This is a genomic window from Cognatishimia sp. MH4019, assembly GCF_020177595.1.
Taxonomy (GTDB): domain Bacteria; phylum Pseudomonadota; class Alphaproteobacteria; order Rhodobacterales; family Rhodobacteraceae; genus JAHTBL01.
In genome coordinates, this window is record NZ_JAHTBL010000003.1 from 117,918 (window position 1) to 131,660 (window position 13,743).

Consider the following 13,743-nt stretch of genomic DNA (forward strand, 5'->3'; position numbering starts at 1 on the left):
CAGACTTTCGCATTGGTGACTGGATTGGCACCGCTCATATCGCTAGGTCAAAGGGGCGACAAGGCGGGAGGCCGGACATGGGACGAATTGCGGCGACTGCCAAGATCACGGAGCACGGCCATGACACGTAAGCTGCGCGATTTTGAAGGCCGATGGCGGCTGGACCGTACCATCGAAGACGCCAAGACCGGCGGGCAAGGGCGCTTTGAGGGAGAGGCGCTCTTTGAGCCGGACGCCCATGGGCTCCGCTATACCGAAACCGGCACGCTGCAGCTTGAGGGGCAGCCGGGCTTCACCGCCACGCGCACCTATCTGTGGCGAGCCGATCCGGCGGGGGTCGCGGTCTTTTTCGACGATGGCCGCCCGTTTCACCGCTTTGATCTGGCCGCGCAGCCGGAAGCCACCCATTGGTGTGACCCTGACCATTACGCGGTGAAATATGATTTTGCGCAGTGGCCGGACTGGAGCGCGCGCTGGGCGGTCACAGGCCCCCGCAAAGACTATGTCATGACCTCACGATACGTTTCTGCGACTGCATAACGCTTGCGCGCGCAGATGGCTTGGGGCAAAACATGGCACAAATGACCCCATAGATGGAGACCGGGACATGAGCATTGCCCTGCAAAACAAAGTTCTGACAGAGGCGTTTGGCGCGTCCGAAGGCACCGCCCTGCGGATCAAACAAGCGGTATTGGTGGTGCTGGGCATCGCTGCGCTTGCCATCTGCGCCAATATCAAGGTGCCCGTGCCGGGCTCGCCGGTTCTGATGAATATGGGGACTTTCGCCGTGCTGACGATTGGTGCGGCTTACGGTCCGCGTCTGGGTCTGGCCACGATCCTTGGCTATATGCTGATCGGGGCGCTGGGCTTTGATGTGTTTCAAAGCTCCACTGCCGAGCTGAACGGTCTGGCCTATATGACAGGCAGCACGGGCGGCTACCTGCTGGGCTATGTCTTTGCCATCTTGCTTCTGGGCTATGCAGCGCGCCTTGGCTGGGACCGGTCGGTCGCAAAAATGTCGGTCGCACTCTTTGCCGGTAACGTGGTGCTTTATGTCCCCGGCCTGCTGTGGCTGGGCGTTCTTTACGGCTGGGACAAGCCGATCCTTGAATGGGGCCTGACGCCGTTCATTCTGGGCGACGCGATCAAGCTGGTGCTGGCCGCTCTGTTGCTGCCGGCGGTTTGGAAGTTGGTGGGTAAAGCCCGCGGCTAAGTCCGACATCACCGAATAGAGAAAGGCGCGTCCGGTGGGCCGCGCCTTTTTTCTTTGAGTATTTTAGCAAAGGTGAACCCTAACGCGGGGCAAGGTCCGTGGTGATGTGCGAGCTGGCCTCAAGCGTTTTGTGCACCGGGCATTTATCGGCAATCTCAAGCAAGCGCGCGCGTTGGTCATCATCCAGCGGGCCTTCCAGATGGATAGCGCGGTGAAAGCCATCTACCTTCATTGTCGTATTGGTCCCAGCGTCCTGCGCGTGCACTTTGTCATGGGTGACATCGACAAACACATGGGTCAGGGGCCAACCCTTGCGCCGTGCATACATGCGGATCGTCATCGAGGTGCAGGCGGCCAGACCCGCAGACAAGAACCCGTAAGGCGACATGCCGCGATTGGTGCCGCCATAGGCTTCGGGCTCGTCCGCGATTGTGTGATGATCCGGGCCTGACTGGATGTCTTGCAGGAACCCTTTTGCGTCCGCCTCTGACGCGCGCACGATGCCTTCGGGCGCGCCAATGGGCGGGGCAGGCGGGCTGAGCGACAGGTAGCGACCGGACCACGCGGCGATCACCTCGGCGGCGTATTCCGCGTCCTCTGCTGCTGTGATCAGGTGATCGGCATTGTCCAGCGTCACAAAGCTTTTGGGATGCTTTGCGGCGATGAAGATCTGTGTGGCGTTCTCCACACCCACGACGGCGTCGCGCGGGGCGTGCATCACCAGAAGGGCTGCTTTGAGATTGGCGATGGCGGGGGCAAGCTGTGCGGCCTCGACGTCCTCAACAAACTCTTTGCCGATATGGAACGGGCGCCCCCCAAGGTTGACAGGCGCCACGCCTTTCTCGCGAATTTCCTCCAAGGCATCTGCGAAATTATGGGTCACGTGACCCGGATCGAAAGGTGCGCCAAGCGTGACGACCGCTTTGATATGTGCCATCTCGGCAGCGGCTTTCAGCACAGCGGCCCCGCCCAGGGAATGGCCGATCAAGAGGGATGGCGCCATGCCGCGGTCGGCCAGATAAGCGCTGGCTGCGTGCAGATCATCGACATTGGAGGTGAACGTCGTGTTTTGAAACTCCCCTTGAGAATGGCCCAGCCCGGTGAAATCAAAGCGCAGCACAGCGATGCCCATAGCGGCCAGACGGCTGGCAATCCGGCGCGCAGCGGGGATGTCTTTGGAGCAGGAAAAGCAATGCGCAAAAAGCGCTGTGGCCAGATGCGGCCCATCGGGCAAATCAAGGCGCGCGGCAAGCGTATCGCCGGTATGGCTGGGGAAAGTGACGCGGTCTGTAGGCATGGGGGCAGTCTTTCGTGAGGTCAGTGCTGCACACTAGGGGGCTGCCGGTCCACACGACAAGGAGGGCGGCACGATATGTCAGCCGCGTCACGGGATGGTGACAGATGAGTGCGCGTGCCGACGCCTTAACTTTCGCCCATAAGTCTCTGATCAAACGGGTATTTCGTCAGATTCTCGAACCCGTCTTCGGTCACGAGCACCTGATCTTCGAGCTTGATCATGAAATCGCCGCCTTCTTCGCCCACCAATGCCTCGACACAGAGAACCATGCCCGGTTCCAGATGATACTCAAACGCGCCTTCCACGAACTTGTCGGGATAGGCGATCAGAGGCCACTCGTCACATAAGCCCACGCCATGCATCCGGCAGCCATATTTGAGCGCGTCATATTTCGGGTCCAGCTTGTGGCCGCCAAAGGTCAGCTCGCGGAACGGGACACCGGGCTTGAGCAACGCCATGTTGGTCTGGATATGCTCGACCCCGTGGCGCATCGCCTCGATCATGTCGGGGCGCGGCGCGCGGTCGCCAACCCACCAGGTGCGGCTGATATCGACGCAAATGCCATAGCTGCCCACAAGATCGGTATCGAAGGCCACGATTTCGTTATTTTGCACGACGCGTGGGCCGCATTCCTGAAACCAGGGGTTGGTGCGCGGGCCGGAGGCCAGCAGCCGCGTTTCGATCCATTCGCCGCCGCGCTTGATGTTTTCGGCATGCAGGACCGCCCAAATCTCATCCTCGGACAGGCCGGGCTGGCAGGCGGCCTCCATCTCTGCGACAGCCACCTCGCAGGCATGCGACGCGCAACGCATGGCAAGGATTTCGTCAGGCCCTTTGATGGATCGGGATTTCTCGGTCACCTCTTCCCCTTCCATGATCTCGAAGCCCTGAGCCTCTAGCGCGCGCAGCCCGTGGAGCATGACCTTATCGACGGCAAGGCGCATGTTGCCGCCGCCATGCTCTTCGATCAGAACACGTACTTCGTTGGAGAACGCATCGGCGGCGATATCCACCTTGTCCCCACGGTCAAAGTAAAACAGATCTGCGCCCGCGCGTTGCTCGCGCACCAGCGGGTTGAATGTGCTCAGAAACGGCGCGTTCTTGTAGTCCCAGATCACCATATAGCCATCGGCGCAGACCAGCACGGCGCGGAACGGATTATGCGTGTTCCACAGCTGCATATTGGTGCTGTCAGTGGCGTAGCGAATGTTGAGCGGATCAAACATCAGCAACCCGCCATAGTCGCGCTCTACGATGTGTTGGGTCAGGCGTTTCCAGCGATACTCGCGCATCGCCGCGAGGTTGGGCAGGGTCAGACCCGCCGCTTTCCACTCGTCAAAGGCAAGTTTGGTTGGCCCGATCTCGATCCGGTCGGCATCGTTGGGGGTGCCGTCGCCAAGGGTTGCGCCCTGCGCGGGGTCGATTTTGCGCTGATCGCGATAGTGGGTGTTCATTCTGGCCTCCATCCTGCGGGGATCGTGCTGGACAGCGCGGGGCCTGTCAGGTCAGATCGCGACCTGTTGAGATGTCGCAAATCTCCGGTTGGTTTGCGACGAGATATGTCGGAAACGGAGCCTATGACCGCCATTCTGCAAGATCATTTGCCGTTCGCGCCTTGGATGCAGGCAGCATCCGCGCGGATGCCAGGTGTGCAGCCGGTTACGATGTCCGACTGGTTGCAGGTCGATGAAACCTACAGCGCGCAACTGGCCGAGAAGGCGCGGTTGCTCGAGGCGCGCGCGCCAGAGGTCCTGGCGCTGTCAAAGTCCGCAGAGCCTGCTGCGCAAGAGCTTCTGGCGCTGGTTCTCGCGCAGTTGCAGGCGCGCCCGGGTTTCAAAGTTAAGACAGATCACGTGATCCGCCCAGATGGGCAATCCATCCCCCTTCATCGCGACAGCCCTTTGGAAGTATTGGCTGCTTTGGTTCAAGAGGATTTCGCGATCCTGCTGAAAGAGGGAGGTGAGCATGTGCTGCGCGGCGCACTTATCTGCTTTCCAGCCAGTTGGTCTTTGTCTGAAAAGCTGGGCCGCCCGCTGTCAACGATCCACGATCCCGTGGACATTTATAGCGGGGACATGGCGCGCCGGGTGCAGCGCCTTTTCGATGCGGCGCGACCGGGTCAGCCCCTGATGCGCGCCAATGCGTTGATATATGTGGAGCCGGAGCTGTTTCAGCCCAGACCCTATGGGCAGGCCAAGCCTGCGCAACCCGGTGATCCAGTGTATATGCGGTCGGAACGGCAGGTGATCTTGCGACTGCCCAAAACCAATGCGGTCGTCTTCAGCATCCATACCTATGTGGTGGCATGGGCGAACTTGACGGAGGCGCAGCGCGATGGCTGGCGCGCGTCAGCTGGTGCGTTTGATCGGTGAGATCGCCTTGAGCAGCTTCAGCACGACGGAGCCGGATTGCACCTTGGCGGCGGGTGCCGCTTTCGGCTCTGCAGGGGCTTTCGGCTTGGGCTTGAGCGCAGAAAGTGCGCGCAAGATGACAGAGCCGGACTTGGCTTTGGGCGCGTCCTCGATCTGAGGCTCAGGAGTGGGTGCTGGCTCAGGCGTGGGCTGGGCTTTTGCCTTCGGCTTCAGCGCAGAAAGCGCGCGCAGAATGATGGAGCCTGACTGGGCTTTTGGCTTGGCCTCGGCTTTCGGGGCGGGGGCGGCTTTGGCCTTTTTCTTTGGCAATATGGAGAGAACCGCCCGCATAATCACAGATTTTGAACGGGTTGGCGCCTCCAACTCCTTAAGCTCTGCAGCCGGTGCAGGCTTTTCTTCCATGATTTCATTAAGATGCGCAAAGAGTGAGCCTTCCTCATCTTGCGGGGCCTCGGCCTGAACCGGGGTTTCGACTGGGTCGGGCATATCGGCCGTGGCTGGCTCTGCCTCGGCAGGAGGCGCGGCTTTAGGCGCAGATTTCAGCGCTGCGATCCGCGCATTGAGCTGATCCAGTAACCCGGCCTTTTCCTGCGGCGCGTCCATGGAGGCGCGGAACGCTTCGCGCAAGGCGCGGTCGGTCACGGTGCAGGCATTGGACGGCGTGTCGATTTTCAAAAACGCGGACGGATCATGTGCGGTCATTGGGCTTCTCCCATGGGTTTGGGAGACGTTTGACCGAAATTGCGTCGAAATCATGGGAGCGATGGGGAAATTACAGGGCAGCGCCTAATCGGGATAGGCCGGTTCGGGCTGCAGGCCTTGCGCCTGGGGCGCGCAGGTCAGCAGGTGCGGAATGTCCAACGGGCGCGTCTCGACGTGGGACGGCTCCCTATGCCCGCTGGCGATCCGCTCGACCGGCATGCGCTGGCGCAGGATCTGGCGGAACGCTTCGATCCGCTTCCATGCGTTGTCGCCTGAAAAGGCATTGCTTGTGAGCGTGTCGCGGAAGGCTTCGAACCAAAGCGCATAGGCCCCCGCCACGAAAGGGGCCGCGTAAGAGGTGCCGCTTGGCTCATTATTCACCTCGTTCTCGGCATGGGTGGCTTTGATACGCCCATCGGGCATGCGCGTGCCTGCGGCGCGGTTGATGTTTTCGGCCAGGGCCCAGGTGTCGACAAAAGGCGGGTTGGTGTAGCCGCCGCGCGGGTAGTGCAGCTTTGTGCTCAGATCATTGCGCAGCCCAAAGCCGCCCACGGCAATGGTGCGCTGCATCAGGGCAGGCAGCACGACGGCGCGGACGACCTGTCCGGCGGCACACACGACCGGGATGCCCAAGTGGTAGCACCGGTCGATCGCGTTCTTGGTGCGGCGCGAAATACCGGTCCAGCCATTCAGCCCGTAAAGGATCAAAAAGAACGGCGTGAGATCGGGATTGCCCATAGAGATCGTGATAACCCGCGGGCGTGGGTTGAGGCTCAGCGCATGTTCGATCGCCATGCCGATGCGGGCTGTCGGGTCCGCGCCCAAGTGTTGCTCGCGCCGGGTTTGGCGAAAAAGCGGGCCGTTCGACACGCGGTAGGGCACGATCTTGGCGCCGGGGGCGACGCCTGTGAACTTCGCGGTTGACCCGATCAGAACCGACAGCGTCTTCACCCCGTGATCGGGATACTCCGTCTGGCGGGAGACCCAATCCGCCCCGATGCGCAGATCGGTTTGCGGCGCATTGCCATAAGGTGGGCCGGGATCATAGAAATTCCGCCCCAGACCAAACAGGATATTTTGGGGTGGCTTATTGCCCTGAAATCCCAAAGCCGGATGGGCGAACAGCCCGGAATCGATCTGCGCAATTCGCGTGTCAGAGCGCGCAAGCCGGGATCGCGCCTCGCGCCAAAGACTGTCCGAAAAATTCGGATAATTTTTAAGAAACCGCATGGGCCGATGGTCCAAATTTCATTAATCAATGACATGCAGCTTAGCACGCTCGGCGTCTTGCCACGAAAAAGGGCGCCCCGAGGGACGCCCTTTCACGCATTTTTCGCAGATTAGCAGCTGTAGTAGAGCTTGAATTCCATGGGGTGAGGCGTGTGCTCGTAGGCGTAAACCTCTTCCCATTTCAGCTCGGCATAGCCTTCCAGCTGGTCTTTGGTGAACACGTCACCGGCCAGCAGAAACTCGCTGTCTTCTTCCAGTGCTTCCAGAGCTTCGCGCAGGCTTGCGCAAACGGTCGGGATTTCGGCCAGCTCTTCAGGCGGCAGATCGTAAAGGTCTTTGTCCGACGAGGGACCCGGGTCGATCTTGTTCTTGATACCGTCAAGGCCGGCCATCAGCAGGGCTGCAAAGCACAGATAGGGGTTCGCAGCGGGATCGGGGAAGCGGGCTTCCACGCGCTTGGCTTTGGGCGATTCAGCCCACGGGATCCGCACGCAGCCCGACCGGTTACGAGCCGAATAGGCGCGCAGCACAGGGGCTTCAAAGCCCGGGATCAGACGCTTGTAAGAGTTCGTCGACGGATTGGTGAACGCGTTCAGCGCTTTGGCGTGCTTCAGGATGCCGCCGATGAAATACAGCGCTTCCTGGCTCAGGTCAGCATACTTGTCGCCAGCAAAGAGCGGCTTGCCGTCTTTCCAGATCGACATGTTCACGTGCATGCCGGTGCCGTTGTCGCCTGCGATGGGCTTGGGCATAAACGTGGCGGACTTGCCGTAGGCTTGGGCCACATTGTGGATGACATATTTGTATTTCTGCAGGTGATCGGCTTGCTCGGTCAGCGACCCAAAAATCAGGCCCAGCTCGTGCTGGCACGACGCCACTTCGTGGTGGTGCTTGTCGACCTTCATGCCCATGCGCTTCATCGTCGACAGCATTTCAGAACGGATGTCCTGTGCGTCATCGATCGGGTTCACGGGGAAGTAGCCGCCCTTGACGCCGGGACGATGGCCCATGTTGCCCATCTCGTATTCGGTGTCGGTGTTCCATGAGGCGTCAAGCGCGTCGACTTCGTAGGACACTTTGTTCATCTCGACCGAGAAACGGACGTCGTCGAACAGGAAAAACTCGGCTTCGGGGCCGAAGAACGACGTGTCGCCGATGCCGGAGGATTTCAGGTAGGCTTCTGCCTTTTCGGCGGTGCCGCGTGGGTCGCGATCATAGGCTTCGCCGGTGTCGGGCTCGCAGATCGAACAATGCACGCAGAGTGTTTTCTCGGCGTAGAACGGGTCCATATAGGCGCTGTCCGTGTCGGGCATCAGTTTCATGTCGGACTGGTCAATCGACTTCCAGCCGGCAATCGAGGAGCCGTCGAACATGAAGCCTTCCTCAAGGAAATCTTCGTCGACCTGATCGGCCATGACGGTCACGTGCTGCAGTTTACCACGCGGGTCGGTGAAACGGATGTCGACATATTCGACGTCTTCATCCTTGATGGTCTTGAGAAAGTCAGCGGTGCTCATGTGACAGTCTTTCCTTTTTTCGAGTTTTGCTGAAAATATGGGGGGTTACAGGGCTTCGTCGCCGGTCTCGCCAGTGCGGATGCGCACGGCTTGCTCAATGCTGGAGACGAATATCTTGCCGTCACCGATCTTGTCGGTTTTCGCGGCTTCCACGATCGCATCTAGTGCGCCGTCAAGTTGATCATCGGCCAGCACGACCTCGATCTTCACCTTGGGCAGGAAATCAACAACATATTCCGCGCCGCGGTAAAGCTCGGTATGGCCCTTCTGGCGCCCGAAGCCTTTGACCTCGATGACAGAGAGGCCCTGAACGCCAACGTCCTGCAGAGCCTCCTTTACCTCATCAAGTTTGAATGGCTTGATGATGGCTTCGAGCTTCTTCATGACCGCGACTCCCTTAGACTTGCGTTGCGTTGCTGAGACCACTTCTCATTGGAGGGGACAATTGACTAGGCTGTCCCCAAGGGTGTGGTCGCTTGGATTCCCAGATGTGTGCCTAAAATTTAAGCACATAGCAACCGTAATGGGCAGTTTGTGAACAAATGAGGTGCAATCCATGACGAACCTTCTCTCAACTGCACAAATGCGCGCCATTGAGGCGGCGGCGATGGCCTCGGGCGCCGTCAGCGGGCTTGAGTTGATGGAGCGTGCGGGAGCGGGTGTGGTGGATGCGGTGATGCGGGCATGGCCTGAATTCGCAGCGACGCCGCACTGCGCCGTGGTCTTGTGCGGGCCGGGCAATAACGGTGGCGACGGGTTTGTCATCGCGCGATTGCTGGCTGGGCAGGGGTGGGACGTGTCGTGCTATCTTTTGGGCGATGCAGGCAAGCTGCCGCCGGATGCGCGCGTAAACCATGATCGCTGGGATGGGATCGGGACTGTTCATCCCTTGGAAGATCAGGACCCAGCGATCTTTGAGGGTATTGATCTGGTCGTGGATGCGGTGTTCGGGATTGGGATCAGCCGTCCTCTGTCTGAGCCTTTGAGCAAGCTGTTGAGTAAATGGCGCCCCGCGAAATGGGTTGCGGTGGATGTGCCATCGGGGCTGTGTGCCGATAGCGGCAAGCTGGTGGGACGCGATGTGCCCTTGACCGGGTTGGCTGATCTGACGGTGACGTTTGAGGCACCGAAATGGGGACATTATCTGGCGGATGGGCCGATAGTCTGTGGCGCGTTGGAGGTGGTTCCTTTGGATATTCTGAACCGCGGGGCTGGTCGACGGGCGATCCCTGAGGTTGTGGACGTCCTATCGACTGGTCTGAACAACGTCGTCGGTTTGCAGAGCGGCCAGTCACCAAAGCGGTCTGAAGAGGGTCGCACGGATCGCCACAAGTATGATCGTGGGCACGCGTTGGTTTTGAGCGGTGGACCCGGAAAGACCGGGGCCGCGCGGCTGGCTGCGCGTGGGGCGTTGCGGGTCGGCGCAGGTCTGGTGACGCTGGGCGTGCCGCCAAGCGCGCAGATGGAGGTGGCTTGTCAGGTAATGTCGATCATGCTGGCGCGGGTGCCGGATGCAGAAGCGCTGACGGGCTTGTTGGACGATAAGCGGTTTAATGCGCTCTGTCTGGGCCCCGGATTGGGTGTCTCCGATGCCACGCGGACATTGGTGCTTGCGGCGTTGGACGCCAAGCGAGCGACGGTTTTGGATGCGGATGCTCTGGCGGCGTTCCAGCATGACCCAGAGACGCTTTTTGCAAGGCTGCATCATGGCTGTGTGCTGACGCCTCATGCCGGTGAGTTTGCGCGGCTCTTTCCGGATTTGGCGGAGGCGTGGCGCGATAGAAGTGTGATTGGCGAGCCCGGTTCGAAAGTGACCGCTGTGCGGGAGGCGGCAAATCGGGCTGGCTGTACGGTGCTTTTGAAAGGTGCCGATACGGTTGTGGCGGTCCCGGACGGTCAAACGCGCATCGTGGCGGCAGTCTATGGCCGGGCGGCACCAATGTTGGCGACGGCGGGGTCGGGCGATGTTTTGGCGGGTTTTATCACGGGGTTGATGGCGCAAGGATATGCGCCCTCAGCGGCGGCATCGCGCGCTGCTTGGCTGCATCAGGAATGTGGCCGCATGTTCGGACCGGGGCTGATCGCCGAGGATTTGCCAGAGGTTCTGCCGCGCGTTTTGGCGGCAGAGCAGACTTAGGCGAGGACGCTTTCGCTGACCGACAACTCAAGCCCGTCGGCATAGACGATATGGGGCGCGTCGAATTCAAGTTCGAACAGGGTGACCTGTGCGGCAGGGGAGTGTTCTGCGATGAATTCGCCGTCGATCAATTGTGCGGCGGGAAGAATCGCGCGTTCCTCCCCATAAATCGCCTTTGCGCGCCAATCGCGGATCAGGATGCCTTGATCTTCGGGCAGAACGACATCGCCTTCGGGGCGGGTCGTGCCAAGCGTGCCAGCTTTGATGCGCACCATGCGGGCGGTTGTCTTGCGTACGCGGATGGATTTGAGCACCGCCACGCCGCTGTCGCGGGTGATGATCCGGTCGCCGGGGGCGAGATGTTCGATGGGCAAAGCACCGTCGAGCGTCAGAATGGAAGTTCCGGCAATCAGGCCGGTTTGCAGATGCGTTGCCGCATCACCGGCGGTGGCCGGTTTGATAGATCCCAGGTGCATGGCGTATTTCCGCTCTTGCTATGATAACTGCCTCAGTTGTGCGTCAGAATATGGCAACAAAGAGTTACTGTCGTGCCTTTTTTCGCACCAATTCGGGGCATTGAGTTGAAATGAGTCCTTTTTGCCTCAATCCAGACACCCGGCGGCGCCCTGCAGAACGCCGTTTTTTGCATGATTTTCTGCTCGCATCCCGTCAAAGGCTTTGCTAGGACGCGCTGAAATTCGGGGTCGCCTGTCGGTGGCCTCGATTCAGGTTTTGCGGGTGTGGCGGAATTGGTAGACGCACCAGATTTAGGTTCTGGCGCCGCAAGGCGTGGGGGTTCAAGTCCCTTCACCCGCACCAAAGGTAGGAAAAGGAAAGCAAATGCAGGTCACTGAGACCCTGAACGAAGGCCTCAAGCGCGGCTACGCGATCACTGTCACAGCCGCTGAGCTGGACGAGAAAGTGAATGAAAAGCTTGCCGAGGCGCAGCCTGACGTCGAGATGAAGGGCTTCCGCAAGGGCAAGGTGCCGATGGCGCTTTTGAAAAAGCAGTTCGGTCAGCGTGTGCTGGGCGAGGCGATGCAGGAAACCATCGACGGTGCAATGAACAAGCACTTCGAGGACAGTGGTGATCGTCCTGCAATGCAGCCCGAGGTCAAGATGACCAACGAGGACTGGAAAGAAGGCGACGACGTGGAAGTGTCGATGTCTTACGAGGCGCTGCCTGAAATTCCCGAGATTGCGCTGGATAAGCTGAAGCTGGAAAAGCTGGTTGTGAAGGCCGATGATGTGTCCGTGGACGAGGCGCTGGCCAATCTGGCTGAAACCGCGCAGGATTTCAAAGACCGCAAGAAGGGCTCGAAAGCCAAGGACGGCGATCAGGTTGTCATGGATTTCGCCGGTAAGGTTGATGGTGAGCTGTTCGAGGGTGGCTCGGCCGAGGATTATCCGCTGGTTCTGGGCTCCAATAGCTTCATCCCCGGCTTTGAAGAGCAACTGATCGGCGTGAAGGCCGGTGAAGAGAAGGCCGTGACGGTCAATTTCCCCGATGATTACGGCGCAGAGCATCTGGCCGGTAAGGAAGCCGTCTTTGACTGCACCATCAAGAATGTCAAAGAGCCGGTTGCCGCCGAGATCAATGACGAATTGGCAACGAAGTTTGGGGCCGAGGACTTAGCAGGTCTGAAAGGCCAGATTTCCGAGCGTCTGGAAGCCGAATATGCCGGTGCGGCGCGCGCTGTCATGAAGCGTGGTCTGCTGGACCAGTTGGACGAGCAGGTCAAGTTCGAGCTGCCCCCGTCGCTGGTCGATGCCGAAGCCAATCAGATTGCCCATCAGCTGTGGCACGAGGAAAACCCCGAGGTTGAGGGCCACGATCACCCCGAGATCGAGCCGACCGACGAGCACAAGTCGCTGGCTGAGCGCCGCGTGCGGCTTGGTCTGTTGCTGGCCGAAGTGGGCCGCAAGGCCGAGATTGAGGTGACCGATGCCGAGATGACGCAAGCCATCATGAACCAGGCGCGTCAGTATCCCGGTCAGGAACGCCAGTTCTTTGAGTTCGTGCAGCAGAACCAGCAGATGCAGCAGCAAATGCGCGCGCCGATCTTTGAGGACAAGGTTGTCGATCACATCGCCGAAGGGGCGACGGTGAAAGAGAAAGAGGTCTCCAAGGACGATCTGCAGAAAGCCGTTGAGGCGCTGGAAGACGAGTAAGTCTGACTGATTTGGATTTGGAAAGGGCCGCGCCGAAGGGTGCGGCCTTTTTCGTTGCGTTTGCTCGGTAATCCACCTTTTCTGGGGATATCCGCATGCAAAGGGCCTCAGACATGACTGACCGGAAGCTCTACCTTGGTCCGCTGACCGACAATCGGCGTTGGGATATGGTCAAACTCCGCGCGGATGATGTGATCGTCGTAACCCCACCGAAATCTGGCACGACATGGATGCAAACCATCGTGGCGCTGCTTTTGTCCGGTGACCCTGAGGTAGAGACAGAACTGGCCGTCAAAATGCCATGGGTCGATATTCGCTTTCGCGAGATGTCAGAGGTTGCCGCCCGGCTTGAGGACATGACGCATCGGCGTTGCATAAAAAGCCACACACCGATTGACGGGGTGCCGCTGCACGATCAGGCGCAGTATATCTGCGTGTTTCGTCATCCGCTGGATGCGCATTTCTCGTATCGCAGGCACCTGCGCAACATCCCGATATCGTCGTTTGATATGTGGTATCCCGACAATGATACTGATGGCATTACCTTCCGCCGTTTTCTGGATGGCGGGCCGGAGGGGTTTGACGGGGATGCGATGCCGCTGGCGCATATCTTACGGCATTATCAGGCCGCGCAGGCTGTTGCGGAGAGGCCCAATGTGGCGCTGTTTCACTATGCGGATATGACCCGCGATTTGGCTGGCAGTTTTGAGCGCGTAGCTGCGCTTTTGGACGTCTCGCATTCCGCTGACCTCCTAGAGCAACTGATCGAGACGGCGCGTTTCGAGAATATGAAGGCTAATGCGGCGCGTTATGCGCCTGGCGGTGGGACGGGCTTTATGAAGTCGGATACCGAGTTTTTTCATAGTGGGAGTAGTGGCAAGTGGCGCGAGATCCTTACGGATGCGGAACTGGCCGCGTATGATGCGATGATGGACGCGCATCTGAAGCCGGAGGAACGTGCATGGTTGGAGTATGGCTCAACCGGTATGGCGTCCGGCTGAGGGTTGGCGCGGTGCTTGATCGTATTTTGGGGTCAGGACGTTACGGAATCCGCGAACCAAGGGGATTGCCAAATGGAGCTGGCCGCTTTTTGATGCTCCAAA

General features: G+C 59.6%; 13 protein-coding genes and 1 tRNA gene. 7 read left to right on the forward strand and 7 right to left on the reverse strand.

Going from position 1 to position 13,743, the window contains the following annotated elements; genetic code table 11:
* Positions 1 to 120 precede the first annotated feature (120 nt).
* A complete protein-coding gene (locus tag KUW67_RS06625; protein WP_224824511.1) occupies positions 121 to 540 on the forward strand; it encodes a DUF6314 family protein in 420 nt (139 codons plus the stop codon).
* 67 nt (positions 541 to 607) lie between these two features.
* On the forward strand, positions 608 to 1,213 hold the full coding sequence (locus KUW67_RS06630) for a biotin transporter BioY (protein ID WP_224824512.1): 606 nt from the start codon (positions 608 to 610) through the stop codon (positions 1,211 to 1,213).
* A gap of 79 nt (positions 1,214 to 1,292) precedes the next feature.
* Here KUW67_RS06630 and KUW67_RS06635 read toward each other — a convergent pair whose 3' ends face one another.
* Complete coding sequence (locus KUW67_RS06635; protein ID WP_224824513.1) at positions 1,293 to 2,510, reverse strand: alpha/beta fold hydrolase; 1,218 nt, start codon at positions 2,508 to 2,510, stop codon at positions 1,293 to 1,295.
* A 125-nt stretch (positions 2,511 to 2,635) separates the two neighbouring features.
* On the reverse strand, positions 2,636 to 3,964 hold the full coding sequence (gene dddP / locus KUW67_RS06640) for a dimethylsulfonioproprionate lyase DddP (protein WP_224824514.1): 1,329 nt from the start codon (positions 3,962 to 3,964) through the stop codon (positions 2,636 to 2,638).
* A gap of 123 nt (positions 3,965 to 4,087) precedes the next feature.
* On the opposite strand from dddP, the gene KUW67_RS06645 reads away from it, so the two are divergent.
* Positions 4,088 to 4,882 carry a DUF3445 domain-containing protein gene (locus tag KUW67_RS06645; protein ID WP_224824515.1) on the forward strand — a complete coding sequence of 265 codons (795 nt, stop codon included), beginning with the start codon at positions 4,088 to 4,090 and terminating at the stop codon, positions 4,880 to 4,882.
* On the opposite strand, the gene KUW67_RS06650 is transcribed toward KUW67_RS06645, so the two are convergent.
* The 4 genes from KUW67_RS06650 to KUW67_RS06665 form a co-directional block, all read right to left on the reverse strand.
* Entirely contained in the window at positions 4,859 to 5,584 is a 726-nt protein-coding gene (locus tag KUW67_RS06650) for a hypothetical protein (RefSeq protein WP_224824516.1), read from the reverse strand. The two genes, KUW67_RS06645 and KUW67_RS06650, sit on opposite strands and share 24 nt — an antisense overlap.
* 84 nt (positions 5,585 to 5,668) lie before the next feature.
* Positions 5,669 to 6,814 (reverse strand): S8/S53 family peptidase, encoded by a 1,146-nt coding sequence (locus KUW67_RS06655; RefSeq protein WP_224824517.1) that lies wholly within the window; start codon positions 6,812 to 6,814, stop codon positions 5,669 to 5,671.
* A gap of 110 nt (positions 6,815 to 6,924) precedes the next feature.
* Positions 6,925 to 8,331, reverse strand: coding sequence for a type I glutamate--ammonia ligase (gene glnA / locus KUW67_RS06660; protein WP_224824518.1), 1,407 nt, complete (start codon positions 8,329 to 8,331; stop codon positions 6,925 to 6,927).
* A gap of 45 nt (positions 8,332 to 8,376) precedes the next feature.
* Complete coding sequence (locus KUW67_RS06665; protein ID WP_224824519.1) at positions 8,377 to 8,715, reverse strand: P-II family nitrogen regulator; 339 nt, start codon at positions 8,713 to 8,715, stop codon at positions 8,377 to 8,379.
* Positions 8,716 to 8,887: 172 nt separating this feature from the next.
* On the opposite strand from KUW67_RS06665, the gene KUW67_RS06670 reads away from it, so the two are divergent.
* Positions 8,888 to 10,468, forward strand: a complete 1,581-nt coding sequence (locus tag KUW67_RS06670) for an NAD(P)H-hydrate dehydratase (RefSeq protein WP_224824520.1) — start codon at positions 8,888 to 8,890, stop codon at positions 10,466 to 10,468.
* On the opposite strand, the gene KUW67_RS06675 is transcribed toward KUW67_RS06670, so the two are convergent.
* On the reverse strand, positions 10,465 to 10,944 hold the full coding sequence (locus KUW67_RS06675) for a Hint domain-containing protein (RefSeq protein ID WP_224824521.1): 480 nt from the start codon (positions 10,942 to 10,944) through the stop codon (positions 10,465 to 10,467). The genes KUW67_RS06670 and KUW67_RS06675 overlap by 4 nt on opposite strands.
* Before the next feature lie 258 nt (positions 10,945 to 11,202).
* On the opposite strand from KUW67_RS06675, the gene KUW67_RS06680 reads away from it, so the two are divergent.
* From KUW67_RS06680 to KUW67_RS06690, 3 genes are all read left to right on the forward strand, one after another.
* Positions 11,203 to 11,287 (forward strand) — tRNA-Leu (locus KUW67_RS06680).
* A 21-nt stretch (positions 11,288 to 11,308) separates the two neighbouring features.
* The gene (tig, locus tag KUW67_RS06685) at positions 11,309 to 12,640 is read left to right on the forward strand and encodes a trigger factor (protein WP_224824522.1); all 1,332 of its coding nucleotides are present in this window, start codon (positions 11,309 to 11,311) and stop codon (positions 12,638 to 12,640) included.
* A gap of 113 nt (positions 12,641 to 12,753) precedes the next feature.
* Positions 12,754 to 13,641, forward strand: a complete 888-nt coding sequence (locus KUW67_RS06690; protein ID WP_224824523.1) for a sulfotransferase domain-containing protein — start codon at positions 12,754 to 12,756, stop codon at positions 13,639 to 13,641.
* The last annotated feature ends 102 nt before the right edge of the window (positions 13,642 to 13,743 follow it).